The organism is Streptococcus sp. KHUD_018 (assembly GCF_054861215.1).
Genome location: NZ_CM142176.1, coordinates 445,665 through 471,898, shown reverse-complemented (window position 1 = coordinate 471,898; position 26,234 = coordinate 445,665). Strand labels below are relative to the sequence as shown.

Annotated in this window: 31 protein-coding genes; 9 read left to right on the top strand and 22 right to left on the bottom strand. The window is 42.8% G+C overall.

The window, feature by feature from the left end:
- Positions 1-58: 58 nt before the first annotated feature.
- Together rpoZ and gmk are read right to left on the bottom strand one after the other, a co-directional pair.
- Positions 59-373 carry a DNA-directed RNA polymerase subunit omega gene (gene rpoZ, locus ACVBD2_RS02445; RefSeq protein ID WP_002874282.1) on the bottom strand — a complete coding sequence of 105 codons (315 nt, stop codon included), beginning with the start codon at positions 371-373 and terminating at the stop codon, positions 59-61.
- A 24-nt stretch (positions 374-397) separates the two neighbouring features.
- Positions 398-1,024 (bottom strand): guanylate kinase, encoded by a 627-nt coding sequence (gene gmk, locus ACVBD2_RS02440; protein WP_000775041.1) that lies wholly within the window; start codon positions 1,022-1,024, stop codon positions 398-400.
- A gap of 241 nt (positions 1,025-1,265) precedes the next feature.
- Here gmk and ACVBD2_RS02435 point away from each other — a divergent pair, with 241 nt between their 5' ends.
- On the top strand, positions 1,266-2,093 hold the full coding sequence (locus ACVBD2_RS02435) for a DUF4839 domain-containing protein (RefSeq protein ID WP_000539525.1): 828 nt from the start codon (positions 1,266-1,268) through the stop codon (positions 2,091-2,093).
- Positions 2,094-2,160: 67 nt separating this feature from the next.
- On the opposite strand, the gene ACVBD2_RS02430 is transcribed toward ACVBD2_RS02435, so the two are convergent.
- From ACVBD2_RS02430 to ACVBD2_RS02370, 13 genes are all read right to left on the bottom strand, one after another.
- Positions 2,161-3,774, bottom strand: coding sequence for a ribonuclease Y (locus tag ACVBD2_RS02430; protein WP_000404959.1), 1,614 nt, complete (start codon positions 3,772-3,774; stop codon positions 2,161-2,163).
- 203 nt (positions 3,775-3,977) lie between these two features.
- Positions 3,978-4,232, bottom strand: coding sequence for a Txe/YoeB family addiction module toxin (locus ACVBD2_RS02425; protein ID WP_461686022.1), 255 nt, complete (start codon positions 4,230-4,232; stop codon positions 3,978-3,980).
- Between the two features lie 3 nt (positions 4,233-4,235).
- Positions 4,236-4,490: a type II toxin-antitoxin system Phd/YefM family antitoxin gene (locus ACVBD2_RS02420; RefSeq protein ID WP_025171132.1), complete on the bottom strand. Its 255-nt coding sequence runs from the start codon at positions 4,488-4,490 to the stop codon at positions 4,236-4,238.
- A gap of 132 nt (positions 4,491-4,622) precedes the next feature.
- Positions 4,623-5,720: a nucleotidyltransferase gene (locus ACVBD2_RS02415; protein ID WP_461686021.1), complete on the bottom strand. Its 1,098-nt coding sequence runs from the start codon at positions 5,718-5,720 to the stop codon at positions 4,623-4,625.
- A gap of 9 nt (positions 5,721-5,729) precedes the next feature.
- Positions 5,730-6,470 carry a class I SAM-dependent DNA methyltransferase gene (locus ACVBD2_RS02410; protein WP_461686020.1) on the bottom strand — a complete coding sequence of 247 codons (741 nt, stop codon included), beginning with the start codon at positions 6,468-6,470 and terminating at the stop codon, positions 5,730-5,732.
- A gap of 108 nt (positions 6,471-6,578) precedes the next feature.
- Positions 6,579-6,932, bottom strand: coding sequence for a ribosome silencing factor (gene rsfS, locus ACVBD2_RS02405; protein WP_050230861.1), 354 nt, complete (start codon positions 6,930-6,932; stop codon positions 6,579-6,581).
- On the bottom strand, positions 6,933-7,526 hold the full coding sequence (gene yqeK, locus ACVBD2_RS02400; protein ID WP_461686019.1) for a bis(5'-nucleosyl)-tetraphosphatase (symmetrical) YqeK: 594 nt from the start codon (positions 7,524-7,526) through the stop codon (positions 6,933-6,935).
- Entirely contained in the window at positions 7,526-8,155 is a 630-nt protein-coding gene (locus ACVBD2_RS02395; protein ID WP_461686018.1) for a nicotinate-nucleotide adenylyltransferase, read from the bottom strand. The genes yqeK and ACVBD2_RS02395 overlap by 1 nt, the downstream gene beginning before the upstream one ends.
- A gap of 51 nt (positions 8,156-8,206) precedes the next feature.
- Positions 8,207-8,518: a ribosome assembly RNA-binding protein YhbY gene (yhbY, locus tag ACVBD2_RS02390; RefSeq protein WP_000060169.1), complete on the bottom strand. Its 312-nt coding sequence runs from the start codon at positions 8,516-8,518 to the stop codon at positions 8,207-8,209.
- Positions 8,519-8,738: 220 nt separating this feature from the next.
- Positions 8,739-9,845, bottom strand: coding sequence for a ribosome biogenesis GTPase YqeH (gene yqeH / locus ACVBD2_RS02385; RefSeq protein ID WP_461686017.1), 1,107 nt, complete (start codon positions 9,843-9,845; stop codon positions 8,739-8,741).
- A gap of 2 nt (positions 9,846-9,847) precedes the next feature.
- The gene (locus tag ACVBD2_RS02380) at positions 9,848-10,375 is read right to left on the bottom strand and encodes a YqeG family HAD IIIA-type phosphatase (RefSeq protein ID WP_000963744.1); all 528 of its coding nucleotides are present in this window, start codon (positions 10,373-10,375) and stop codon (positions 9,848-9,850) included.
- A 17-nt stretch (positions 10,376-10,392) separates the two neighbouring features.
- Complete coding sequence (locus ACVBD2_RS02375) at positions 10,393-11,301, bottom strand: magnesium transporter CorA family protein (RefSeq protein ID WP_461686016.1); 909 nt, start codon at positions 11,299-11,301, stop codon at positions 10,393-10,395.
- 57 nt (positions 11,302-11,358) lie between these two features.
- Positions 11,359-11,919 (bottom strand): mechanosensitive ion channel family protein, encoded by a 561-nt coding sequence (locus ACVBD2_RS02370; RefSeq protein WP_461686015.1) that lies wholly within the window; start codon positions 11,917-11,919, stop codon positions 11,359-11,361.
- 148 nt (positions 11,920-12,067) lie between these two features.
- Between ACVBD2_RS02370 and sstT the strand changes: the two genes are divergently transcribed.
- Positions 12,068-13,273: a serine/threonine transporter SstT gene (gene sstT / locus ACVBD2_RS02365; protein ID WP_461686014.1), complete on the top strand. Its 1,206-nt coding sequence runs from the start codon at positions 12,068-12,070 to the stop codon at positions 13,271-13,273.
- A gap of 67 nt (positions 13,274-13,340) precedes the next feature.
- Entirely contained in the window at positions 13,341-14,294 is a 954-nt protein-coding gene (locus ACVBD2_RS02360; RefSeq protein WP_461686013.1) for an aromatic acid exporter family protein, read from the top strand.
- Positions 14,295-14,747: 453 nt separating this feature from the next.
- Here ACVBD2_RS02360 and ACVBD2_RS02355 read toward each other — a convergent pair whose 3' ends face one another.
- Entirely contained in the window at positions 14,748-16,292 is a 1,545-nt protein-coding gene (locus tag ACVBD2_RS02355) for a peptide chain release factor 3 (protein ID WP_461686012.1), read from the bottom strand.
- 145 nt (positions 16,293-16,437) lie between these two features.
- Entirely contained in the window at positions 16,438-17,130 is a 693-nt protein-coding gene (locus tag ACVBD2_RS02350; protein WP_461686011.1) for a YwaF family protein, read from the bottom strand.
- A 203-nt stretch (positions 17,131-17,333) separates the two neighbouring features.
- On the opposite strand from ACVBD2_RS02350, the gene gatC reads away from it, so the two are divergent.
- The 6 genes from gatC (at position 17,334) to nusB (ending at position 22,059) form a co-directional block, all read left to right on the top strand.
- Positions 17,334-17,636 (top strand): Asp-tRNA(Asn)/Glu-tRNA(Gln) amidotransferase subunit GatC, encoded by a 303-nt coding sequence (gene gatC / locus ACVBD2_RS02345; RefSeq protein ID WP_000705412.1) that lies wholly within the window; start codon positions 17,334-17,336, stop codon positions 17,634-17,636.
- Positions 17,636-19,102 carry an Asp-tRNA(Asn)/Glu-tRNA(Gln) amidotransferase subunit GatA gene (gene gatA, locus ACVBD2_RS02340; RefSeq protein ID WP_461686010.1) on the top strand — a complete coding sequence of 489 codons (1,467 nt, stop codon included), beginning with the start codon at positions 17,636-17,638 and terminating at the stop codon, positions 19,100-19,102. The genes gatC and gatA overlap by 1 nt, the downstream gene beginning before the upstream one ends.
- On the top strand, positions 19,102-20,544 hold the full coding sequence (gene gatB / locus ACVBD2_RS02335) for an Asp-tRNA(Asn)/Glu-tRNA(Gln) amidotransferase subunit GatB (RefSeq protein WP_461686009.1): 1,443 nt from the start codon (positions 19,102-19,104) through the stop codon (positions 20,542-20,544). Before gatA ends, gatB begins: the two co-directional genes overlap by 1 nt.
- Before the next feature lie 128 nt (positions 20,545-20,672).
- Positions 20,673-21,233 (top strand): elongation factor P, encoded by a 561-nt coding sequence (efp, locus tag ACVBD2_RS02330; protein ID WP_000568642.1) that lies wholly within the window; start codon positions 20,673-20,675, stop codon positions 21,231-21,233.
- 21 nt (positions 21,234-21,254) lie between these two features.
- A complete protein-coding gene (locus tag ACVBD2_RS02325; protein ID WP_000510583.1) occupies positions 21,255-21,644 on the top strand; it encodes an Asp23/Gls24 family envelope stress response protein in 390 nt (129 codons plus the stop codon).
- Positions 21,637-22,059: a transcription antitermination factor NusB gene (nusB, locus tag ACVBD2_RS02320; protein WP_461686008.1), complete on the top strand. Its 423-nt coding sequence runs from the start codon at positions 21,637-21,639 to the stop codon at positions 22,057-22,059. Before ACVBD2_RS02325 ends, nusB begins: the two co-directional genes overlap by 8 nt.
- A 49-nt stretch (positions 22,060-22,108) precedes the next feature.
- Here the strand turns inward: nusB and ACVBD2_RS02315 are convergent, their stop codons facing one another.
- From ACVBD2_RS02315 to accC, 5 genes are all read right to left on the bottom strand, one after another.
- Positions 22,109-22,831 (bottom strand): lysostaphin resistance A-like protein, encoded by a 723-nt coding sequence (locus tag ACVBD2_RS02315; protein ID WP_461686007.1) that lies wholly within the window; start codon positions 22,829-22,831, stop codon positions 22,109-22,111.
- An 18-nt stretch (positions 22,832-22,849) separates the two neighbouring features.
- Positions 22,850-23,035, bottom strand: a complete 186-nt coding sequence (gene briC / locus ACVBD2_RS02310; RefSeq protein ID WP_461686006.1) for a biofilm-regulating peptide BriC — start codon at positions 23,033-23,035, stop codon at positions 22,850-22,852.
- 155 nt (positions 23,036-23,190) lie between these two features.
- Positions 23,191-23,958, bottom strand: a complete 768-nt coding sequence (locus ACVBD2_RS02305) for an acetyl-CoA carboxylase carboxyl transferase subunit alpha (protein ID WP_461686005.1) — start codon at positions 23,956-23,958, stop codon at positions 23,191-23,193.
- Positions 23,955-24,821 (bottom strand): acetyl-CoA carboxylase, carboxyltransferase subunit beta, encoded by an 867-nt coding sequence (gene accD, locus ACVBD2_RS02300; RefSeq protein WP_001173379.1) that lies wholly within the window; start codon positions 24,819-24,821, stop codon positions 23,955-23,957. Before accD ends, ACVBD2_RS02305 begins: the two co-directional genes overlap by 4 nt.
- A gap of 35 nt (positions 24,822-24,856) precedes the next feature.
- Positions 24,857-26,224 (bottom strand): acetyl-CoA carboxylase biotin carboxylase subunit, encoded by a 1,368-nt coding sequence (gene accC / locus ACVBD2_RS02295; RefSeq protein WP_084925310.1) that lies wholly within the window; start codon positions 26,222-26,224, stop codon positions 24,857-24,859.
- Between the last annotated feature and the right edge of the window lie 10 nt (positions 26,225-26,234).

The window sequence follows — 26,234 nt, the reverse complement described above, 5'->3', positions numbered from 1 at the left end:
CCTCCTCCTTGTCAGTACATTCTTGCAATAGAAAAAATAAGATTGAGTCCCCCCAACCTTAAATTTTTTCACCATCTTCTTTTTCTTTAGCGATTTGCTCTTTGATTTTCTTTTCTTCTTCTTCTTTGCGGCGTTTTTCTTCTTCGATACGGAGACGAACCGCTTCACGTTTTCCTTCTGGATCTGGGTGAATGGTTACATTTCCAGACTCGATTTCTTCCAAAGCACGAAGAGTTGATTTTTCAGACTTAAACTCTTGAGTTGCTGGCGCTCCTGCTTCTAGTTCGTGGGCGCGTTTTGCTTCCAAGATTACGAGTGAATATTTTGATGGTACCTTGTCCAGCAAGGTATCAATAGAGGGTTTTAACATCATTTGCTTGTACCTGTTTCCTATAGTTTATCGAGTAGTTGGAGATTTTGGCAACATCTCCTGGTAGTGACCAATGACACGGTCCACACGGAAGTGTTCTGCTTCGATCACACGCTTGACACGTTCAGCAGCGAGGGGCACCTGATCGTTGACAATGGCATAATCATACTCACGCATGAGGGCAATTTCTTCCTTGGCTTTTTCGATTCGTTGGGCAATCACTTCAGCACTATCTGTACCACGACCTACCAAACGATCTTGCAATTCATCCAAGTCTGGTGGCGTTAAAAAGATAAAGACAGCATCTGGAACCTTTTTCTTAACCTGAAGGGCTCCTTGGACTTCAATCTCAAGAAAGACATCGATTCCCTTATCTAGGGTTTCGTTGACATAGGTCAGAGGAGTTCCATAGTAGTTACCGACATATTCTGCATATTCCAACATCTGGCCTTGACGGATCAGCTCTTCAAACTCTTCCCGAGTACGGAAGAAATAGTCCACTCCGTCCACTTCACCAGGACGTTGCGCGCGCGTCGTCATCGATACAGAATATTGAAATTGATTCTCAGAACTCTCAAAAATCTCTCTTCTAACCGTTCCTTTCCCAACTCCTGAAGGACCAGAAAAAACGATTAGCAAGCCTCGGTCTGCCATTATGTCTCCTTTAGTTAGTCTGTAAAATAAAGTAAAATTTCTCTCGGATACTGATGATAGCGTCAGTTATCCTTCTACAGTCTTTCTATCTAGTGTAACAAAAAAGCAGTAATATTTCAACTGCTCTTTCTTATTTATTTAGCATAAAGTAGTATCAAAAAAGGAATTACATATAAAAAGACTTGCTATTTTATTCTATTTAAGAGATAATTGTAATAATAATATTAAAAAGGAGATTTTTATGGGAGTTTATAAAGGAAAATCTGTTGATGAGGCAATCGAAAATGGTTTATTAGATTTAAACCTCAAAAAAGAAGATGTTCATATACACGTTATTGAAAAAGGCCAAGCTGGAATCTTTGGTTTTTTTGAAAAAGAAGCTGAGGTAGAAATAACACCTTTAACTGAGAAGGAACTCAAATTAAAGAAATTGGCTCCGTATTTGAGTGCTGGAGGTTTTGTTATTTTAATTTTATTTTTTATCTTAATTGGAGTAAGCCAAAATAACAAATCTAATTCGTCTACTTCTTTGTCTTCGTCTACAAATCCTAGTTCGGTTACAGAAAAATCTACTGAAAAAACTACTAAACCTTCATCTACCTCTAAAGAATCCTCAACAAGTTCAAGTAGCCAATCTAGTTCAACTAGTTCATCATCGAACTCTGTAGAAACTTCGTCAACTAGCCCCTCACAATCTTCAACAATTACCATAGAAAACAACTCCGAATTTCAAGCGCTGCTACAAACAGAGGACCAAAGTACAATAACAGATTTTGTACAAAAATATAAAGGTAAAACGATTGAATTTGATGGAAATTTTGCTGATTTAGCTAAGGTGAAGTCAAAGTATGATATCCTTATTCATTCTGGAGATTATCATCCTGATGAAGCAACTGGACCTAATTTTAAATTTATTGAAATTAACCTTATTTCTAACCCTGTTTTCAAACCATTCAATGGTGAAAATATCAGAAAAGGACAAAATGTTCATATAAAGGCCAAAGTTGGAGCCTATAATGCCACACAAGATTTAATTTACTTATCTCCAATTGAGGTCTCGCCTAGATAAATGGTTAATATCTCTTGTTTAGTAATAATAAAAAAATGAAATCAGATTTTTATCTGATTTCATTTTTTTATTTAGCATAATCTACTGCACGAAGTTCACGGATTACGGTTACCTTGATATTTCCTGGGTAATCGAGATTGTTTTCAATTTTCTCACGAACTTTGTGAGCCAAGATTGTGACTTTGTCGTCTTTGATTTGTCCTGGATTAACCATGATACGGATTTCACGACCTGCTTGAAGGGCAAAGCTATTTTGCACCCCTTCAAATCCATTGGCAATTTCTTCCAAATCATGGAGACGCTTGATATAGCTTTCAAGAGATTCACTACGAGCACCTGGACGCGCTGCACTCAAGGCATCTGCTGCAGCAACAATCACTGCAATGACGCTTTCAGCTTCCACATCACCGTGGTGGCTAGCAATGGTATTCACCACAACTGGGTGTTCCTTATACTTACGAGCCAACTCCGTGCCAATCTCAACGTGGCTGCCTTCAACCTCACGGTCAATAGCTTTCCCGATGTCGTGAAGGAATCCAGCACGACGGGCAAGAGCTGCATTTTCACCAAGTTCACTGGCGATGATACCAGACAACTTAGCAACCTCAATCGAATGACGCAAGACATTTTGTCCATAAGAAGTACGGAACTGCAAACGTCCCATAATCTTCATCAAGTCTGGATGGAGGTTTGGCGCACCAATCTCATAGGCAGCAGCCTCCCCATATTCACGGATTTTATTGTCAATCTCCTGACGGTTTTTCTCCACCAACTCCTCGATACGAGCTGGGTGGATACGGCCATCCTTGAGCAACATTTCCATGGTCATACGAGCAATTTCACGACGAATCGGATCAAATCCTGACAAGGTTACCACTTCCGGTGTATCGTCGATAATCACATCAACCCCTGTCAAACTTTCAAAGGTACGAATATTTCGACCTTCGCGTCCGATAATGCGTCCCTTCATGGTATCATCTGGTAGGTGAACTGTTGAGTTTGTTGACTCTGCTACATAGTCACCAGCGATACGCTGCATAGCCTGAACCAAGATATCTTTCGCAATCTTGTCTGAACGCTCCTTGACTTCTTGCTCAGCCTCACGAATGCGGCTAGCAATTTCCTTGGTCAAGTTTTCCTCCGTCTGAGCCAAGATAATATCTCGAGCCTCAGTTTGGGAAAGGGAACCGATACGTTCAAGTTCAGCTTCTTTTTGTCTTTCGACTTCCTCTAATTGCTCTTCACGTGCATCAAGGTTTTTTGCTCTATCAGAAATACTTTGTTCTTTTTGTTCAAGTGTTTTTTCTTTGTTCGTCAAATTGTCGTCCTTACGGTCAAGGCTCGTAGCTCTCTCCGTCAAACGACTTTCAATTTGCTTGAGCTCCTGACGTTCTGACTTAAATTCAGCGTCCACTTCTTCACGGTATTTTCTGGCTTCCTCTTTGGCCTCCAATAGTGCTTCTTTTTTAAGAGACTTGCTTTCGCTCTTGGCTTCATTTAGCAATAAATCCGCTTCGCGCTCAGCTTGTCCTCGTAAATTAGTTGCTTCTTGTTCAGCATTTAGAAGCATCAACTCTGCAGCCTCTTGAGATGATTTCATCTTAGCTGAGATGCTGACATATCCAATGACTAAACCAATGATGACGGCAAAAACAGCAATCGCAAGTGTCATGATTTCCATGTTTTTACCTCATTAAATTTGTTTATCGAATGACATACATTCCTTAATATTCTATCATAAAAAACCGATTTTCACAAACCCAAATTGAAGAGTTTTGTGTGAATTTTAGAAGAAAGTTCTGAAATCACAAAACAAACTTTCTAACTCTTAAAAATGACATTTTCATTAAAACATACAATAAAAAAGCCTACCTTTCAGTAGACTTAGTAATGATCTTTGAAGGACAAGAAAGCCACGCTATCTCCATCTATCATATAAATCAAGCGATTTTCTGCATCAATGCGCCGCGACCAAGCTCCTTGATAGTCATACTTGAGTGCTTCTGGTTTCCCCATTCCTACAAAAGGATCGCGTTGAATATCCTTGATTAATTTATTGATTCTTTTTAATGTTTTCTTATCTTGGTTTTGCCAATAGCAATAATCCGCCCAGGCATCTTCTGTAAACTTGAGCAGCATTTCTCACTCCTCAATAACATGGACCTGAGTACTTCCAGCTCGGACTTGAGCCATTCCTCGCAAGACCTTGTCAGAAAGTTCCTTGTTTTGAGCGATTCTCAGGGTTTCCTGAATACTGTCCCATTCGCTCTTTGAAAGAACTACAATGTCCTCGTCTGGATTTTTATTGACCACCATCAAAGGCTCAAATTCATCGTTTACCTTCTTCATGTAGTCCTTTAAATGATTTCGGAATGTTGAGTAAAGAACTGCTTCCATAACCATACCTCGTTTTACCTCTTTTCCACTATTATACACAAAAAGAAAGAAATTGTCAGGAACTTGTACAAGATTCTTCTTTTCTATCTATTTATTCGAAAATCTTCTAAAAAAGCCTACCTTTCAGTAGACTTAGTTTGATTCTATTCTAATGGGCACTCTACCAAAATTCTGTTCTGCTATACTTGGGTGTCCTAGTTGGTAAATCTGGTCTGCCTTTTGAGTCATAGCATCCCAAGGTTCTTTGCCAATTCGACTGACTAGATGGACCTGCCCTTTCAGAGACTTGAGGTGTTGTCTGCCTTTTTCAGTAAAGCCAAGGACATGGATGCCTTCTGGCAAGTCGCTTTCTCTGGCCTGTACCAAAATATAGGTCAAGAGGCGTCTGACACGCGCCTTGGTATAACGCTTGGTCGCAACTACCTCAATCAATTCATCCAGAAACTGGGCTGTTTTGATAGCTTCCTTGATGCGCACCGCCATTTCTTGATTGACCTGATAGATGGTCGTTAGTTCTGGATTTGACAAGATTTGATAGCGGAGCAAGGGAAAATAGTCATCCCAACTCACCTTACTGGCCTGCTCAAAGAGAGCAACAGAAGGCATAAAGCGTTCTAAGAAATCTTGGTCTGATTGATGCTGACGGAGAGCTGTTGCCGAGGCAAAGTCCACATCCTTATCCACAGAATGATAACCAGCCCCCTGACGCTGAATCGGATGGAGTTTGATTCTACGTCCCGCAACCGCCTTGGCATAGGCCAAAGCTAGAACATGATTGGGTGTATTGCCTGAAAAATCAAGACCTGCAAATTCCTTCCACATGGCTTGGGTTTTCTGAGGATAGGAAAGGGAATCAGGCAGATTTTCCACAAATTTCTCCATCTCAGTACCTTGCTCTGTGTATAAGTCAGATATCTTTTGATAATCCAGAACTTCCTCTGTCCCGAAGGCTAGGGTATCAATGCCTAAGCGAGCCAAGATATCCACAGCTCCTTGGCCAAAGAAATCTGCCGCCTGAACACTAACTAAAAAGGGCAATTCCACTACCAGATCCGCTCCATTTTCCAGCGCCATCTGAGCCCGAGTCCACTTGTCCACGATAGCAGGCTCTCCTCGTTGCATGAAATTTCCAGACATGGCAACGATTTTCAGCCCCTCCGCCTGCTCAAGCAGATATTTGTGCCCATTATGAAAAGGATTGAACTCCGCAATAATACCTGTGATGGTCATGATGTTCTCCTACTTCTGCGCGACAAAAAACCAACGGGTAGTGGTTTCTGTTGGTTCCTTGTCCTCAAAGTCCGAATAGAGTTTGAAGGACTTGAAACCAGCCTGTTCCAGCAAAATATCATAGGTCAGGACCTCATAGGTTCGCTCCTCATGCACTTCATCGTGGCGACTAAAGGAACCATCAGCCTCCTTGATAAAGAAGGTCAACTCATGCACGATAGAGTGAGGAGCTTCGTCCTCGTAGGTATCCCAGAGCATAGCAAAATCTTCCGCATTTTCATGGTAAGAATAGCCTGGAAAAACTTCATCTGTCTGGTAGGTCGAATGGACATCAAAGATAAATACCCCATCTTCGTTAAGGGCATTATAGACTTCTTTGAAAACATCCCCTACTTCCACCTCATCCTGCATGTAACAGATTGAGTCCGAATAACAAGTGACAAAGTCGTATTTCCCTGCTTTGGACAAATCCAGCATATTGCCTTCAATAAAATCAATCTTTTGCTTGGCTGAAGCAGCTCTCTTCTCCGCAATCTTCAGCATATCCGCGCTCAAGTCCAGTCCAGTCACTTCAAAACCAGCCTGAGAAAAGCGCACAGACTGGATGCCTGTCCCACAAGCCAACTCCAAGAGTTTCTTTCTCTCCTTGGTCTTAGGCAAATGACGCAGGGAAAAATCCGTCCATTTGTCGTATAAACTATCATCCATCACAGCATCGTAAACAGCCGCAAAGGTTTCATATGTCGCCATAATTAAGATACAAAGAGCCTCCATGGCAAACACCACTCGCTCTTTACCTTTCCATCAATTTTCTAAAATAAGCAAAGAAACCCAGTTGACTACAACTGAGTTCATCTTCTAAGCAAGAGCTTCTGAAATATCTACTGAATTCGCCTCATGCCATAGTTTTTCTAAGTTATAGTGGGCACGCATTTCTTCTGAGAAGATATGCACGACGACACCACCTAGGTCTAGCAAGACCCAGCCTCCTGCTGCATCGCCTTCGACATGACTACCTTTAACACCAGCTTCGGCTACTTTTTCACGAATGTTATCAGCGATTGCGTCCAACTGACGGCTATTCATCGAGCTAGTGATAACAAAGTAGTCCGTCACGCTGGTCAAGTCTTGTACATCAAGTGCAAGGATGTCCTCCGCACGTTTCTCATCAGCCGCTTTCACGACTAGTTCTAGTAATTCTTTTTCGTTCATTTAGTCCTCTTTCAAATAGTGCACAAAGGCGTTATAGGTTTCAAGGGTTTGGGGATAGATGGGAAATCCCTTATGAGCTAGATGCTCCACAGTGCGAGCTGTCTCATAGGCCACTGCCTTATTGAGCGATGAACTTGCAATCTCACGCGCCTGGTCCACTCCAGGGAAGGCACGATTGTTCTCGATGTAGTCTGCTACATAGATGACCTTGTCTAAGTCCGTCATCTGACCAGCCCCGACTGTATGGATTTCAATAGCTCTTAGGATCTCCGGATTACGCAAATCCAAATCTTCCTGAATCTTGTAGATACCAACCATGCCATGCCAGACATTATTGCCCCAGTTTTTAAGGTCAGAATCTAGCTGATGACGGTCAATCAAGTCTAGAAATTCCTGATCTGACAGCTTTTTAGCATAATCATGAAGGAGCCCCGCTAAACCTGCCTTCTCAGCATCGACTCCGAATCTCTCCGCTAGCTCTATAGCTGCACGCTCCACCCCCAAACAATGGGTTAACCGTTTTTCAGGCAGAAGCTCCGCCATTTTTTCCAACAAAACCTCACGGGAACAGTTGATATAGTCTTGGTATGCCATCAGTAGAGCCTCTCCTTCTCGATATAGTCTAGCACTGGCTGAGGTAGGAGAAAGTTAGGCTTCCGACCTTGGGCAATGAAGTCACGCACCATGTTGGAGGAGATGTCCATGAGAGGCACATCCACCCAGATAACAGGATAGGAAGTCCCTGCCTTGTAGCGCGGACGCTGAACTCCAACAAACTGAACCATGTCGACCAGCTCATCAATTCGGTACCATTTAGGCAGATAGTCCACCATATCAGCCCCGATAATGAAGTAATAATCCGTATCTGGATGTTGCTCTGTCAAAATCTTCATAGTGTCGTAGGTGTAAGAAATGCCCTTGCGCTCCAGCTCAATAGTTTCAATGGCTAAGCCTTCAATCCCCTCAATCGCCAATTCAAGCATCTTGAGCCGATGGTGCTCGGGGATGGTTTCCTTTTTATCCACATGAGGTGGTTGGTATTCGGGCATAAGCAGGACCTGGTCCAGTCCTAACTGTTGTCGTACTTGGTCCGCCACAACAAGATGGGCATTATGAACAGGGTTAAAATTTCCCCCTAGAATCCCGACTTGTTTGCGTTTTTTCTCCTTGATTTCTGGCTCCAACTCTACCTTGGTAAAGGGAGTCAATAATTCGATTGCCATAGGCTCGTCTTCCTTTAATTCTCTGTAAAAACAGTTGTTTGGAGTAGGGTTTTAGATTTCTTTGACTTTCTTGGAAATCTTGCGATTTTCTTTCTTGCTGGATTGTTTAAACAAGATCAAGATGCGTCCGATTTTTTGGACCGTATCCACACCGATTTCTTCTTCCAAGATTTCAGCTACTTCGTGGATGTTTTCATCTGTGTTTTGCAAGAGCGTAACTTTAATCAATTCGCGAGCGTCAAGAGCTTGACGGACGCTGGTTTTGATTTGGTCGTTGAGACCATTTTTCCCGATTTGGATGATGGGTTTGAGGGTGTGTGCCTGGCTGTTGAGGAAGGCACGTTGTTTCGATGTTAATGACATATTCTTTCTTCCTTTTTGGATAGTTATTTTAGGTGGTGAGGGACGGTCGGAACTAATTTTCAAAAGAATTCATCTTTGAAAAATGGATTTCCTGACCTCACAATTGAGCCTTGGTCTCAATTGTACCCTTTGCCAATCTATCGATTGGCAATCACACCACAGCAATAACTATCTTTGTATGAGCTCACTTTGTTCGCTCAGCGATTTTATTATAATACTTTTAAATAATTGCTTTGCGTGTGACGACGGCGACGCCTTCTGGTGCCCAGACGGCGACTTTGGCGGTGCCTGTTACGCGGATCCAGCCTAGGCCTGAGATGACCAGGTCAGTCTTGTCCTTAATGGTAAATACATGCTGGACTAGTTTTGGGAAATCTTCTTTTTCCTTGCTATTTGGTGGCGTCAAAAGGGTTCCGATGTGCTTATCATAAAAGGCACTCGCTCCTTCTAGCTTGGTGCGGTGGAGTTTGAGTTCATTGTCAAAGAAAGCAGTAAATCCTTGCTTCTCACCTGCTATAAAGTCAAATCGTCCGAGACCACCTAAAAATAGGGTTTGTTCAGGATTGAGCTGATAGGTTTTGGGCTTGATTTCCTTTTTAGGACTAACATACTTGAGGTTTTTAGCCGTCAAGTAGTGGGCCATCTGGTGACGGTGGATAATCCCCGGTGTATCGTAGATATAAGATCCGTCATCAAGTGGGATCTCAATCTTGTCCAAGGTTGTTCCTGGAAAGCGCGAAGTCGTGATGACATTCTGATCACCCGTAATTTCTTGGATAATAGCATTTATAAGGGTTGATTTTCCAACGTTTGTCACGCCAACCACATAGACATCACGGCCCTTACGGTAGTGCTCGATTTTGTCAATGACTTCCTTAATGGCATGCTTGTTTTGGGCTGATGTCAGAACGACATCTACTGGACGAAGTCCTTCCTCGTGGGCACGTTCCATCAGCCACTGGCTAATCTTGCCCGGTTTAACAGACTTGGGCAGGATATCTTTTTTATTTCCAACCAAGAGGACATCATTGCCCGATACAAAGCGTGGCAAGCCTGGGATGACAGAACCATTAAAGTCAAAGATGTCAATGACATTGACCACCAAGGCATCACTGTCTCCTACCTCGTGCAAGAGCTTGAGAAAATCATCGTCCGTCAACTGGACATCTGTGATTTCATTGTAATGACGGAGACGGAAACAGCGTTGGCAATAAACTTCACCAGTCTCCAACCCTTTTTCAAGTGCCGACTGGGGTGTAAATCCAAGACCAGTCTTGTCTGTCGTCTGAATGGTTGCTCCACAACCAATACAGAGAATTTCTTCCATAGTTAAATTCCTTTTTTATATGTAATCGGTCCGTACTTTTCAGTGATTTTGCGCATGACACGGCGCTCGCGAGCTCGGTTAATCTGCGTTTTAATAGAGTCGTGTTGGACCAAGGGTTTGACCAAGATTGAGCGAATGCCTGCACGATGCGCGGCCCGAATATCCGTCATGAGTTGGTCGCCGACCATGACCACTTCATTTTTCTCGTAGTGGAATTCCTTCATGGCACGGTCAATCCCAAATGTGAAGGGCTTCAAGGCCCAATAAACGTAATCAATTCCAAATTTCTCAACTGCACGTTGAACTCGTTTTTTGGTGTTATTTGATACGACGATGATGCGAATACCTGCATCCCGAAGGTCATGTAGCCATTGCTTCATCTCTGGCGTCCCATCAGGGTTGTTCCAAGCAATGAGGGTATTATCCAAATCGACCAAAACAGCCTTGATTCCCTGCGCTTGCAGACTTGGAACTGTCAGATCATAGACTGCTTCCACAGCAAAATCTGGCATATAGTTTTCAATCGCCATTCTGGCTCCTTTTCTTTTTAATTTCTAGCAATTTTCTTTAAATATTGGGCTAAGACTGCCCATAAAATTAGACTAGCTAGCAAAATATAAATCCAAGCATCTGGTTCATCTGTAAACGGTAAGGGAACATTCATTCCGAAAAATCCTGTAATAACCGCAAGGATAGCTAGCAACACTGAGATAATTGTCAAAGTTGTCAAATTATCATTTAGATTATTATTTAGGATGTTGTTGTAAGAGGCTGAGAGTTGTTGCAAAACTTGAGAAATCAAGTCTGTCATCGAAACCAACTGATGAGCTTCAATCATAGCATCGTCAAACTGCTCTCTTTCTACCTCATTAAGATTGCGATAAAGAGCATGCCCTTGGATATGTTCCAAGAGGAGACGATTTTGTTTAGCAGCAGCTGTCAGGTAAACCATACCAGTTTCCAAGTCAGAGAGGGCAAAAAGATTTTTTTTAGTTGTTTTTTGACGAAGAAGTGCACTGATTTCATCCTTACTTTTATCCATCTCTTCAATAACTGGATAATAAGCATTACTAATAATCTCTAAACTGGCAAAAAGAAATTTGTAGATTGAAATAATTTCATGGCTTTCAAGATAGGTTGCCATGCGTTTAATCACATAAGTATTCTTGTGATTGCTGATAGTAATCAGCCGTTGTTTTTCAACGATAAAGGTCATCGGAATCGCTTCATAATATTCCTTGTCTTTTTCTAAATCAAGAACATTATAAATAAAGGTTACCGTCCCCGTTTCACGGTTATAATCCATGTGAGCACGTTCATTTCTATCTAGAGCATACTCAATGGTTTCCTTGTCCAATCCATAGATGTCAGAAAGATCTTCCGTATTTTTAATCTTGTCCACATCAAGGTCTATCCAAGTACAATCATGACCTAGTTTTTTCTCTACAAATAGCATACTCTCTCCTTTGCCAAACTCTTTCTATTGTACCATAAATCTGCCAAAATAGCAGACCTACTCTGTACGAGAGAAGTTGCTGACAACAGTGATATTTCGGTTGGGAACAAAGTGAAGGGCTTGGTCGTCACTGCGAAGTTGGGTCGTACGGATTCCTACACTGACAACCTTTCCAGACACGGTAATAGGACCATTTGTGAGGATCACTTCGTCGCCCACATCGAGCTGGCGTTCAAAGAGGATGAAAAAGCCATTGATGACATCGGATAGAAAGCCTTGCGCCCCCATTCCAATGGCAACTCCAGCAATCCCTGCCCCAGCAAGAAGGCTGGAAACTGGCAAGCCTAAAATGGACAAGATACAGTAGATTAAAAAGAAATAAAGGGTATAGTTAAAGATATTTTCAAGCAAACGAGAAATAGTCTTCTGTCTGCCAGCATCTCGATTTGATAACTTGAGCGAGGGCTTGACAATCTTTCGGACAGTCGCGTGGAGGATCTTTTTGGCTATATAAAATAACAGAAACAAAATCAAAAGAGAAATCACCTTGGTCAAGAGATTCTCTAATACAGTTGTTACATCCAATTTATCAAGATAACGTTGAAAAAATTCTTGCATACAAAACTCCTTTCTAGTATTATACCACAAATCATCCCGTTCAAATCCCTCATAAATATTCCGATATTCCCCCAAACTCAAAAAAAAACTTGCCTCAACGGCATATTTATACTATAATCATAAACAATACATTTTGAAGGAGACTATTATGAAAAAAATCATTCGAGCCTGGAACAAGGCCAGCCTCATCAAACGTATCCTAATCGGCATGCTTCTTGGAGCCTCTCTAGGGCTACTTTTCCCTAGTTTGTCGGGATTCGGCATTCTCGGTGACCTATTCGTTGGAGGTCTGAAAGCCATCGCTCCTGTCTTGGTCTTTACCCTCGTCGCAAATGCCCTCTCACAACATCAAAAAGGGCAAAATACCAATATGAAGACCGTTATTTTTCTCTATCTACTCGGTACCTTTGCTGCTGCCTTGGTTGCTGTACTGGCTAGTTTTCTCTTCCCCGTCCAGATTACTCTCAGCAGTGCGAGCACAGAGATTGCCCCACCAGACGGCATCGGTCAAGTCCTCAGCAACCTCCTGCTGAATCTCGTGGACAATCCCCTCAACGCCGTCGTCAAAGCCAACTATATTGGAATTCTATCATGGGCTGTTGTCTTTGGACTTGCTATGAGAGAAGCTAGCAAAAACAGCAAGGAATTGCTCAAAACCATGGCAGGAGTAACTTCCAAGATTGTGGAGTGGATTATCAATTTGGCACCTTTCGGAATTATGGGCTTGGTCTTCAAGACCATCTCTGATAAAGGAATTACCAGCCTTGCTAACTACGGAATTTTGCTAGGACTCTTGATTACAACTATGGCTTTTGTGGCCTTTGTCATCAATCCCCTCATTGCCTTTCTCTTTATGAGAAAAAATCCCTACCCTCTTGTTTTGAAATGTTTGCGTGTTAGTGGGATTACAGCGTTCTTTACTCGTAGTTCTGCCGCTAATATCCCTGTCAACATGAAACTCTGCCAAGACCTAGGACTCAATCCAGATACCTACTCTGTTTCTATCCCCCTTGGCTCCACTATTAACATGGCTGGTGCAGCTGTAACCATTAACATTTTGACTCTAGCTGCAGTCAATACGCTAGGAATCCCTGTCGACTTTGGTACAGCCTTTGTCCTCAGTGTAGTGGCTGCCATTTCTGCCTGCGGAGCCTCTGGAATCGCTGGAGGATCACTTCTCCTCATCCCCGTCGCTTGTAGTCTCTTTGGAATTTCAAATGACGTTGCTATGCAGGTCGTCGGAGTTGGTTTTGTCATCGGTGTCGTCCAAGATTCCTGCGAAACTGCCCTGAACTCTTCTACCGACGTCCTCTTTACAGCAGTAGCTGAGTACGCGTCGGCACGTAAAAAATAGATTTTTTAAGACAAGTCTTCCAAGCCTTGTCTTTTATACTCTTATTCTAGTATTATAGGAAATTCTCATGTCTATCACCCAACGTACTACAAAACTGATCTTAGCAACCTGCCTCGCTTGTTTTCTAGCTTATTTTTTAGATTTGTCTTCAGCGGTTTCAGCTGGAATCATCGCCCTCTTAAGCCTTTCTGACACGCGCCGAAGCACACTAAAATTAGCACGTAACCGCCTCTTTTCCATGCTCCTAGCGCTCGCTATCGGTGTCCTAGCCTTTCAACTGACAGGTTATCACATCTGGAGTCTGGGCCTCTATCTGGCTCTCTATGTGCCTCTAGCCTATAAAATGGGTTGGGAAATCGGTATCACCCCTAGCAGTGTCTTGGTCGGCCATCTCCTGGTGCAGGAGTCTACTTCCCCAGAGCTCTTGCTCAATGAAGTACTCCTCTTTCTCATCGGGACAAGCTTTGCTCTATTGGTCAACCTTTATATGCCCTCTCGTGAGAAAGCCATCCAAAACTACCACCTTCAGGTCGAAGAAAAGTTAAAAGATATCCTGCTTCGCTTTAAATACTATCTGTCAAGAGGAGACGGGCGCAATCGCGCCCAACTCGTTGACGAATTAGATGAACTCCTTGATGAGGCCCTCAAGCTAGTCTATTTGGATCACTCAGACCACCTCTTTCACCAGACAGACTACCACATCCACTACTTTGAGATGAGACAGCGCCAAAGCCGTATCCTGCGAAATATGGCCCAGCAGATCAATACCTGCCACCTGGCCGCAAGTGAGAGTTTGATTTTGGCCCAGCTCTTTTCAAAGATTGCTGTCCAGCTAAGTCAGACCAATCCTGCTCACGACCTACTTGATGACATCGAACGCTATCTGCAAGTCTTCCGCAATCGGAGTCTCCCTAAAACACGTGAGGAGTTTGAGACCCGTGCCACCCTCCTGCAGCTACTACGCGAAGCCGAAACTTTCATTCAGGTCAAGGTCGATTTTTACCAGAAATATGGAAACTAGAAATTAAAGAACCTCAGAGGATTCACAAAAGGTGAATACTTCTGAGGTTTTTGTTTTACAGATCTCAACTTGAACATACTTTTTGAAAAAACTCCGCTCTAATATCTATCTCAAATTTTTCAGTATTGAGCCACGACACGGAGTTTGGCAAATCTACTCTATTTGCCAAATGTAGTTAGTAAGACTGGTTGCTATTTGGCTTCCCCATCATTACGACGGTAAAGCCCATGAATAGATACCATTAATGGGCTTTGCCTAGTGAAGCGGTTATCGATTGTTAGATTACGACACTGAGTTTTACAAATCGATTTCATTTGTAAAACGTAGTTACGACGGAAAAATCCACGAATCGATACTATTCGTGGATTTTTCCTAGTGAAGCGTTTAGGTAGACCGCCATAGCGGTTACCGTCAAATGACAGCAACTTTATGTTGCTAGTCATTTGTAACGATTCACATCTTCTCTTCCAACTCTACATCTGGATATTTATCCGCAAACCAGCGAAGGGCAAAGTCGTTTTCAAAAAGGAATACTGGTTGGTCAAAACGGTCTTTGGCTAAGATATTACGGCTTGAAGACATACGCTCGTCTAGGTCCTCTGGTTTGATCCAACGAACGGTCTTTTTACCCATTGGGCTCATGACCACTTCTGCATTGTACTCGCCTTCCATGCGGTGCTTAAAGACTTCAAACTGGAGTTGACCAACAGCGCCTAGCATGTACTCGCCTGTTTGGTAATTCTTATAAAGCTGAATAGCTCCTTCTTGCACCAATTGTTCAATCCCCTTGTGGAAGGATTTTTGTTTCATGACGTTCTTGGCAGAAACTTTCATGAAAATCTCAGGTGTAAAGGTTGGCAGTGGTTCAAATTCAAACTTGTTTTTTCCAACCGTCAAGGTGTCTCCAACCTGATAAGTACCGGTATCGTAAACCCCGATGATATCACCTGCTACGGCATTAGTGACATTTTCACGACTTTCCGCCATAAATTGAGTGACATTCGACAGTTTAGCTCCCTTACCAGTACGAGGCAGATTGACACTCATTCCACGCTCAAATTCACCCGATACGATACGCACAAAGGCGATACGGTCACGGTGACGAGGGTCCATGTTAGCTTGGATTTTAAAGACAAACCCTGAGAAATCCTTGTCGTAAGGATCGACAATTTCGCCATCTGTTTTCTTGTGTCCATGTGGCTCTGGAGCAAATTTCAAAAAAGTTTCAAGGAAGGTCTGTACCCCAAAGTTAGTCAGGGCTGAACCGAAGAAGACTGGAGTCAGTTCTCCAGCAAGAATAGCTTCCTCTGAGAACTCATTCCCAGCTTCATTTAAAAGTTCAATATCATCTTTGACTTGCTCGTAGAAAGGATTGCTACCAAAAAGCTTGTCTCCATCTTCCAGACTAGCAAAACGTTCATCCCCTTTATAAAGTTCTAAACGTTGGTTATAGAGGTCATACAAACCTTCGAAGGCTTTCCCCATCCCGATTGGCCAGTTCATTGGGTAGCTAGCAATACCTAGGACTTCTTCCAATTCTTGCAAGAGGTCCAGTGGCTCACGACCATCACGGTCCAACTTGTTCATAAAGGTAAAGACTGGAATGCCACGGTGCTTCACAACTTCAAACAATTTCTTGGTTTGGGCCTCGATACCCTTGGCAGAATCCACGACCATAACCGCAGCATCCACCGCCATCAAGGTACGATAGGTGTCTTCTGAGAAGTCCTCGTGTCCTGGTGTGTCTAGGATATTGACACGTTTGCCATCGTAGTCAAATTGCATCACAGATGAAGTGACCGAAATCCCACGTTGTTTCTCGATGTCCATCCAGTCCGACTTGGCAAAAGTCCCTGTTTTCTTCCCTTTTACAGTACCAGCCTCACGAATTTCGCCTCCAAAGTAGAGCAACTGCTCAGTGATGGTTGTTTTCCCCGCGTCTGGGTGGGAAATGATGGCAAAGGTACGGCGTTTCTTAATTTCTTCTTGAATAGTCATATCTTCTCTTTCTTTTCTTTTAGGATAATAGTGAATGCTATATTTTATTTTATATTTTTACATCGGAATATTCCAATCCTTTCAACTTACCTATTATAGCGGATTTTAGGGAGTTTTTCAATTGCTCATCTGATGAAGAGTCAAGCTAGAGCATAGATTTCACCTGATTTCTCTTTTTCCACCGTTTTTTGAACAAGTTATCAAAGAGAAGCAAGGCAAGAGAAAGAATAACCGACACAAGAAGGTACTTTAGCCATAGAGGAGCATTCGAGATAAATGGTGTATCTCTTAAGAGCCCATAATTTCCACCAGTCACCTGATTAACTCCAACTAGAAAGAGATTGAGGATAAAGGTATAGGCTATAATCATATATTTCTTGAGCAGGCTCTTGTCGTAGTGATTCAACAAATAGATCAAGGAGTTCACCAAAAGAGCATAGTGCCCAATCAAAAACGAGAAACTGGTAATGTGCGGAAAATCATAGGGGTCAAAAACGGGGTAAACCAAGGCAAAAACCGCTCCACTTGCTCCTAAGAGGGCAAGATACTGCTTGCTCCGCCATTTATCTGGTAAGAAAACTACCGCAAACATGGCTAAACGGCAATGATAAAAAGGGAGACTGTTTGAAAATGGAATCTCAAAACCAACATACCAGCTATATAGGGCTAGTAACTGGAGGATCTGAATCCCCTTAAACAAGCGAACAAATTTCGGATTATTGTGATAAGCAAGTGCTCCATAAATGCAAAGCACTAAAGTAAGCATCATGATCCCATACCAAAAGAGTGAAATGGGAGGAGGAACGGTTTGGAATCTTGTAAAAAAATTATGTAGCATATTTTCTATCCTAACTCATCTTTCGAGGAATTCTTCCTACATTAATCTCTAGTCTCACTTAATTTTTCTTTTAGTTTAACTATTATAGCGAATTAAAAGCGATTTTTCAATTTCTATTTCTTTTCAGTTTGGCTCCCTTATTTATAGGAAAATATGGTAAAATAGAACAGACTAAAAATCATCATTTCACGAAAGGATGCAAGATGAAAATTACGCAAGAAGAGGTAACACACGTTGCCAATCTTTCAAAATTAAAATTCTCTGAAGAAGAAACTGCCGCCTTTGCGACAACCTTGTCTAAAATTGTTGATATGGTTGAATTGCTGGGCGAAGTCGACACTACTGGTGTCGCACCTACTACGACCATGGCTGACCGCAAGACCGTACTCCGCCCTGATGTGGCCGAAGAAGGAACAGACCGTGACCGCTTGTTTAAAAACGTACCTGAAAAAGAAAACTACTATATCAAGGTACCAGCTATCCTAGATGATGGAGGAGATGCCTAATGACTTTTAATAACAAAACTATTGAAGACTTGCACAACCTCCTTGTCTCTAAGGAAATTTCTGCAACTGAATTGACCCAAGCAACGCTTGAAGATATCAAGTCTCGCGAGACAGCTATCAACGCTTTTGTCACTATCGCTGAGGAGCAGGCTCTTGCTCAAGCTAAAGCTATTGATGAAGCTGGAATTGATGCTGACAATGTCCTTTCAGGAATTCCACTGGCTGTTAAGGATAATATCTCTACAGACGGTATTCTTACAACTGCAGCCTCAAAAATGCTCTACAACTACGAGCCTATCTTTGATGCGACAGCCGTTGCCAATGCCAAAGCCAAGGGTATGATTGTTGTCGGGAAAACCAACATGGATGAATTTGCCATGGGTGGTTCAGGCGAGACTTCTCACTACGGTGCGACTAAAAATGCTTGGGACCACAGCAAGGTTCCTGGTGGTTCATCAAGTGGTTCTGCTGCAGCTGTAGCGTCAGGGCAAGTCCGCTTGTCACTTGGTTCTGATACTGGTGGTTCCATCCGCCAACCTGCCGCCTTCAACGGGATTGTTGGTCTCAAACCAACCTACGGAACAGTTTCTCGTTTCGGTCTCATTGCCTTCGGTAGCTCATTAGACCAGATTGGACCTTTTGCTCCAACTGTTAAGGAAAATGCCCTCTTGCTCAACGCTATTGCCAGCGAAGATGCCAAAGACTCTACTTCTGCTCCTGTCCGTATTGCCGACTTTACTTCAAAAATCGGCCAAGATATCAAGGGAATGAAAATTGCTTTGCCTAAGGAATACCTTGGTGAAGGGATTGACCCAGAGGTTAAGGAAACCATTCTGAATGCCGCTAAACACTTTGAAAAACTTGGTGCCATCGTCGAAGAAGTTAGCCTTCCTCACTCTAAATACGGTGTTGCCGTTTACTACATTATCGCTTCATCAGAAGCCTCATCAAACTTGCAACGCTTTGACGGTATCCGTTACGGCTACCGCGCAGAAGATGCAAGCAACCTTGATGAAATCTATGTAAACAGCCGTAGCCAAGGTTTCGGTGAAGAGGTAAAACGCCGTATCATGCTAGGAACTTTCAGCCTTTCATCAGGTTACTACGATGCCTACTATAAAAAAGCTGGTCAGGTCCGTACCCTCATCATCCAAGATTTCGAAAACGTCTTTACGGATTACGACTTGATTTTGGGACCAACTGCTCCAAGCGTTGCCTATGACTTGGACTCACTCAACCACGACCCTGTTGCTATGTACTTGGCTGACCTCTTGACCATCCCAGTCAACTTGGCTGGTCTCCCAGGAATTTCGATTCCTGCTGGATTCTCTCAAGGTCTACCAGTCGGTCTCCAATTGATCGGTCCTAAATACTCTGAGGAAACCATTTACCAAGCGGCAGCTGCCTTTGAAGCAACAACAGACTACCACAAACAACAACCCGTGATTTTTGGAGGTGACAACTAATGAACTTTGAAACAGTCATTGGACTTGAAGTCCACGTAGAGCTCAACACCAATTCAAAAATCTTCTCACCTACTTCTGCCCACTTTGGAAATGACCAAAATGCCAACACCAACGTGATTGACTGGTCTTTCCCAGGAGTACTGCCGGTTCTCAATAAAGGGGTTGTCGATGCTGGTATTAAGGCAGCTCTTGCCCTCAACATGGACATCCATAAGAAGATGCACTTTGACCGCAAGAACTATTTCTACCCTGATAATCCAAAAGCCTACCAAATTTCTCAGTTTGATGAACCTATCGGCTACAATGGTTGGATTGAAGTGGAACTAGAAGACGGTACGACCAAGAAAATCGGTATCGAACGTGCTCACCTAGAAGAAGACGCTGGTAAAAACACCCACGGTACAGATGGTTACTCCTATGTAGACCTCAACCGTCAAGGGGTGCCATTGATTGAGATTGTATCTGAAGCTGACATGCGTTCTCCAGAAGAAGCCTACGCTTATCTGACAGCCCTCAAGGAAGTCATCCAGTACGCTGGCATTTCAGACGTTAAGATGGAAGAAGGTTCGATGCGTGTGGATGCCAACATCTCCCTTCGTCCTTATGGTCAAGAAAAATTCGGTACCAAGACTGAGTTGAAGAACCTCAACTCCTTCTCAAACGTTCGCAAGGGTCTTGAATACGAAGTCCAACGTCAGGCAGAAATCCTTCGCTCAGGTGGTCAAATCCGCCAAGAAACACGCCGTTACGATGAAGCCAATAAAGCAACCATCCTCATGCGTGTCAAGGAAGGTGCTGCAGACTACCGCTACTTCCCAGAACCAGACCTACCACTCTTTGAAATCTCAGATGAGTGGATTGAGGAAATGCGCACTGAATTGCCAGAGTTTCCAAAAGAACGGCGTGCTCGCTACGTATCTGACCTTGGCTTGTCAGACTACGATGCTAGCCAGTTGACTGCAAACAAAGTCACTTCTGACTTCTTTGAAAAAGCTGTTGCCCTCGGTGGCGATGCCAAACAAGTTTCTAACTGGCTCCAAGGCGAAGTCGCTCAATTCTTGAACGCCGAAGGTAAAACACTAGAACAAATCGAATTGACACCAGAAAACTTGGTTGAAATGATTGCCATCATCGAAGATGGTACCATCTCCTCTAAGATTGCCAAGAAAGTCTTTGTCCATCTGGCTAAAAATGGCGGTGGCGCGCGTGAATACGTGGAAAAAGCTGGCTTGGTGCAAATCTCTGATCCAAATATTCTGATTCCAATCATTCACCAAGTCTTCGCAGATAATGAAGCAGCCGTTGCCGACTTCAAATCAGGTAAACGCAACGCAGACAAGGCCTTCACAGGCTTCCTTATGAAGGCAACCAAAGGCCAAGCCAATCCACAAGTTGCCCTTAAACTCCTTGCTCAGGAGTTGGCTAAGTTGAAAGAAAACTAGACAGAACAAAACCAGCCCTAAGGTTGGTTTTTTCTTCTCTACCAACTCCCAATAACTATTTTGGCTTTATTTCCAGAGTATTTTATGGTAAAATGAAGAGTAATAATATTTATTAAAGAGGTAAAAACATGATTGAAGCAAGTAAATTAAAAGCTGGTATGACCTTTGAAACAGCTGACGGTAAATTGATTCGCGTTTTGGAAGCTAGTCACCACAAACCAGGTAAAGGGAACACGATCATGCGTATGAAATTGCGTGATGTCCGTACTGGTTCTACATTTGACACAAGCTACCGTCCAGAGGAAAAATTTGAACAAGCCATCATCGAGACTGTCCCAGCTCAATACTTGTACAAAATGGATGACACAGCATACTTCATGAATACAGAAACTTACGACCAATACGAAATCCCTGTAGTCAATGTTGAAAACGAATTGCTTTACATCCTTGAAAACTCAGAAGTGAAGATCCAATTCTACGGAACTGAAGTGATTGGTGTTACCGTTCCTACTACTGTCGAATTGACAGTTGCAGAAACTCAACCATCTATCAAAGGTGCTACTGTTACAGGTTCTGGTAAACCAGCAACGATGGAAACTGGACTTGTCGTAAACGTTCCAGACTTCATCGAAGCAGGACAAAAACTCGTTATTAACACTGCAGAAGGAACTTACGTTTCTCGTGCCTAATCTCTAGAAAGAGGTCATTCTATGGGAATTGAAGAACAACTTGGCGAAATCGTTATCGCCCCACGTGTACTTGAAAAAATCATTGCTATTGCTACAGCAAAAGTAGAGGGGGTTCACTCTTTTTCAAACAAATCAGTATCTGATACCCTTTCAAAACTTTCGCTCGGCCGCGGCGTTTATCTTAAAAACGTGGACGAAGAACTCACAGCAGATATCTACCTCTACCTTGAGTACGGAGTAAAAGTTCCTAAGGTAGCTGTTGCTATCCAAAAAGCTGTCAAAGATGCAGTCCGCAATATGGCTGATGTAGAACTCGCTGCTATCAATATCCACGTTGCAGGTATCGTTCCAGATAAAACACCAAAACCAGACTTGAAAGACTTGTTTGATGAGGACTTCCTCAATGACTAGTCCACTATTAGAATCTAGACGTGAGCTCCGTAAGTGTGCCTTTCAAGCTCTTATGAGTCTTGAGTTTGATACAGACGTCGAAACTGCTTGTCGTTTCGCCTACACACACGATCGTGAAGATACAGATGTGCAACTTCCAACCTTTTTGACAGAGCTCGTTTCTGGTGTTCAAACTAAAAAGGAAGAGCTAGACAAGCAAATCACACAACATCTAAAAGCAGGTTGGACCATCGAGCGTTTAACACTCGTGGAGAGAAACCTCCTTCGCTTGGGAGTTTTTGAAATCACTTCATTTGACACTCCACAGTTGGTTGCTGTTAACGAAGCTATCGAGCTTGCAAAGGACTTCTCAGATCAAAAATCTGCCCGTTTTATCAATGGACTGCTCAGCCAGTTTGTAACAGAAGAACAGTAAATAGAAAAAGTGTTTGACAAACATCAAACACTTTTTTCTTTGCCTCCCACTATCTAAAAAAACGATAATAGATATAATTGTAAACAAAAATCCAGATGGGTTTTGCATGATTGAGAAAGTTAAAAAAACTATGGCAGAGGATGGTCAATCGAAGATCGTCTGTAGAACGATAGACAAGAGCGAAAAAGAGACCAATCAAACTATAATATAATAAACTAATTGGGTCTCTGTGAGATAGTATCAAATGACTAAGCCCAAAGATAAGGCCTGATAAGATGACATCTAAATAGTACTTTGACTTAGGAAAGAAGGTGTTCATAAAATACCCACGATCAAGAGTCTCCTCAAAAACAGGACCGATGATTACAGGCAGGACAAAAGATAAGATAGTCGATAAAAAAGTTGGTTGTCCATTTGAAAGAATCACCGCAAAATAGACATCATGAATATTCCTAGCATTAATCAAATGAGCATAGCGTGTCCAAAAATTACCGAGAATCTGATAAACCACATAAGTTGCAAATAAGTAGAAGACAAATGACCAGTTCCAGCTCTTTTTCTCAAAGATAAAGAGCATCTTTTGCTTTTTTAACCACCAAATTAATAGAAGGCAAATTCCTACTAATCCTATTGTTAAAATAAGAGAATAGACATCAGCGCCTAACCCTAAAATGATTGCCACATACAATCCAATTGTTTGTGGTAAATAGGTAGATAGTAAAATAATAAGCAAAAATATTCCAAATTGTCCTGGTTTCTTTGTGTTTCTCATCGTACTTTTTTTGAAAGATTATCCTGCTCGAAAGCCATACTTCCAAGCTTCCCCATAAGAATTAAGTTCCCCTTGCCCCATATAGGGTGCAAATTCTCTATAATATAACCACCTACCATAACCATCTTCCCAAACAGCAAGACCACCTGAAGTTTGCTCTAAGTCTTCAGATGAAAGAACTATAAATGTTTCTGTACCTGTCATTGCAAGAACCTTCTTAAAATATTGTTGTAGGCTCACCTCTACAGTATACGTCTTTTTTCTCTATTTTACTGTCCATCTCCTCAACTGTCAATTTTTCGTCCTGAATTGCATTTTTCCATAAAAAATGAGACCTTTCTAGTCTCATTTAGTCATTCTTAGTATTTTCTAAAGCGTTGGTAACGTTCTTCGATAAGTTGGTCGAGTGGTAGTTCTTTCAACCTATCTAGCTCTGCACGCAATTCATTTTTAACGCAACCGAACAGTTCCTTACTGGAAAGACCTGCTTCTGAGATTACCTTGTCCACGATTCCCATTTCTAGGAGTTCGTGTGAAGTGATTTTCATCAACTCCGCCGCTTCCATAGCACGACTTCCATCCTTCCAAAGGATAGAGGCAAATCCTTCCGGGCTAAGTACTGCGTAGATTGAGTTTTCTAACATCCAGACACGGTCAGCAACGGCTAGTGCTAATGCACCTCCAGACCCTCCTTCACCGATAATAATCGCGATGATTGGAACCTTGAGATCGCTCATTTCCATCAGGTTTCGGGCAATTGCTTCACCTTGTCCACGTTCCTCGGCTCCAACACCTGGGTAAGCACCCGCTGTATTGATAAAGGTCACAACTGGACGGCCAAACTTTTCTGCCTGTTTCATCAGGCGTAATGCCTTACGATAGCCTTCTGGATGAGGCTGCCCAAAATTCCGTTTGAGGTTGTCATGAAGACTTTTCCCCTTTTGGATACCAACGACAGTTACTGCTTGTTCACCTAACCAGCCAATTCCACCAATAATCGCACCATCATCACGGAAAGAGCGATCTCCATGCAATTCGATAAATTCATCGAAGATTCCATTGGCAAAATCAAGTGCAGTCAAGCGACTCTGCTCACGTGCCTCTCTGACTATTTTTGCAATATTCATCCGCGACTTCCTCCATGCAATCTTACTAATTTAGCAATTGTTTCAGGCAATTCTCTCCGTTTGACAATTGCATCAACAAATCCATGTTCAAGCAGAAATTCTGCCTTTTGGAAGTCATCCGGCAAGGTCTCACGAACTGTATTTTCGATAACACGACGCCCAGCAAAACCAACTAAACTCTGTGGCTCCGCTAGGATAATGTCACCTTCCATAGCAAAAGAAGCTGTCACTCCGCCTGTTGTCGGATCCGTCAAAATAGTCAGGTAAAAAAGTCCTGCCTTGGAATGACGTTGAACTGCTGCAGAAATCTTAGCCATCTGCATCAAGCTCATGATTCCTTCTTGCATGCGGGCTCCACCAGAAGCTGTGAAGAGTACGACTGGCAAGTTTTCTACCGTTGCATACTCAAACAAGCGCGTGATTTTTTCACCCACAACGGTTCCCATAGAAGCCATGATAAAGTTAGAATCCATGATCCCAAGGGCAACTTTTTGTCCCTTGATGCTAGCTGTACCAGTTAGTACTGCTTCATCCAAACCTGTCTTTTCACGCATTGTTGCAAGTTTTTTCTGGTAGCCAGGAAAGTTTAATGGATCTTGAGTTTCAATACCTGTAAACATCTCCACAAAGCTACCAGAATCAATCGTCAAATCCAAGCGTTCCTGAGCTGAAATACGGAAAGTATAGCTACAATGGGGACAAATTCGTTCGCTCCCAAGATCCTTTTGGTAAATGGTGTGTTTACAACCAGGACACTGGGAGAAGAGTTCATCCGGAACCTCAGGCTTGGCTTGTGGTTTCTGCCTTACGGAACGGTTAGGATTGATCCGAATATACTTATCCTTTTTACTAAATAGAGCCATAACTCCCCCTTTTAGTTCTCATACTCTTTGAAAGTCTATTCTTTTTCTTGGTATTTTGGCAAGAAAGTTTCCATCAAGAAGGAAGTATCGTAGTCACCAGCGATAACTCGGCGGTCTGAAATCAGATCCAACTGGAAGTCTGCATTGGTTTGCACTCCTTCAATATCAAGTTCATAAAGTGCCCGTTGCATCTTCATAAGAGCGTCAAAACGATTCTCCCCATGAACAATGATTTTAGCAATCATACTATCATAGTAAGGAGGAATGGTATAGCCTGGATAGACTGCCGAGTCCACACGCAAGCCAACTCCACCACTTGGTAGATAGAGATTGGTAATTTTACCTGGGCTTGGAGCAAAGTTAAATGCTGGATTTTCCGCATTGATCCTGCACTCGATAGCATGGCCTCGTAGGACGATATCTTCTTGTTTGAAAGGTAAAGGTTGCCCGGCTGCAATGCGAATCTGCTCCTTCACGATATCAACACCTGAAACAAACTCTGTGACTGGGTGTTCAACTTGCACACGAGTATTCATTTCCATGAAGTAGAAATTGCCACTCGCTTCATCGAGAAGAAATTCAATTGTTCCTGCATTTTCATAGCCAACAGACTCTGCTGCACGAACGGCTGCAGCACCAATTTCATGACGAAGGGTTTTGCCAATCGCAATGGATGGGCTTTCTTCTAAGATTTTTTGGTTATTCCGTTGGAGTGAACAATCCCGTTCACCAAGATGGACAACATGACCCTCTTGATCTGCAAGAATCTGAACTTCGATATGACGAGCTGGATAAATCACACGCTCAAGATACATAGCGCCATTCCCAAAATTGGCCTTGGCTTCACTGGATGCTGTCTCAAAGGCTGCGACCAAGTCTTCTGCCTTTTCAACCTTACGAATCCCTTTTCCACCACCACCTGCCGATGCCTTAAGCATGACTGGATAGCCAATCTTTTCTGCAACTGCAAGTGCCTCTTCAGCTGTGTGAACTTCACCATCAGATCCTGGGATAACTGGAACCCCAGCCTTGATCATTTGCTCACGCGCATTGATCTTATCTCCCATGGTATCCATTACAGCTCCAGAAGGACCGATAAACTTAATCCCTACTTCATCACACATCGTGGCAAACTTGGAGTTTTCGCTAAGAAAACCAAAACCTGGGTGGATAGCTTCTGCCTCTGTCAAGACTGCAGCCGATAAAATAGCGTTGATATTGAGATAAGACTCTGTCGCCTTACCAGGTCCGATACAGATAGCTTCATCCGCTAGGAGTGTGTGAAGAGCTTCCTTATCAGCAGTTGAATAGACTGCTACGGTCGCAATGCCCAATTCACGCGCAGCCCGAATAATGCGAACCGCAATCTCACCACGGTTGGCAATCAAAATTTTACGAAACATGGAGAACCTC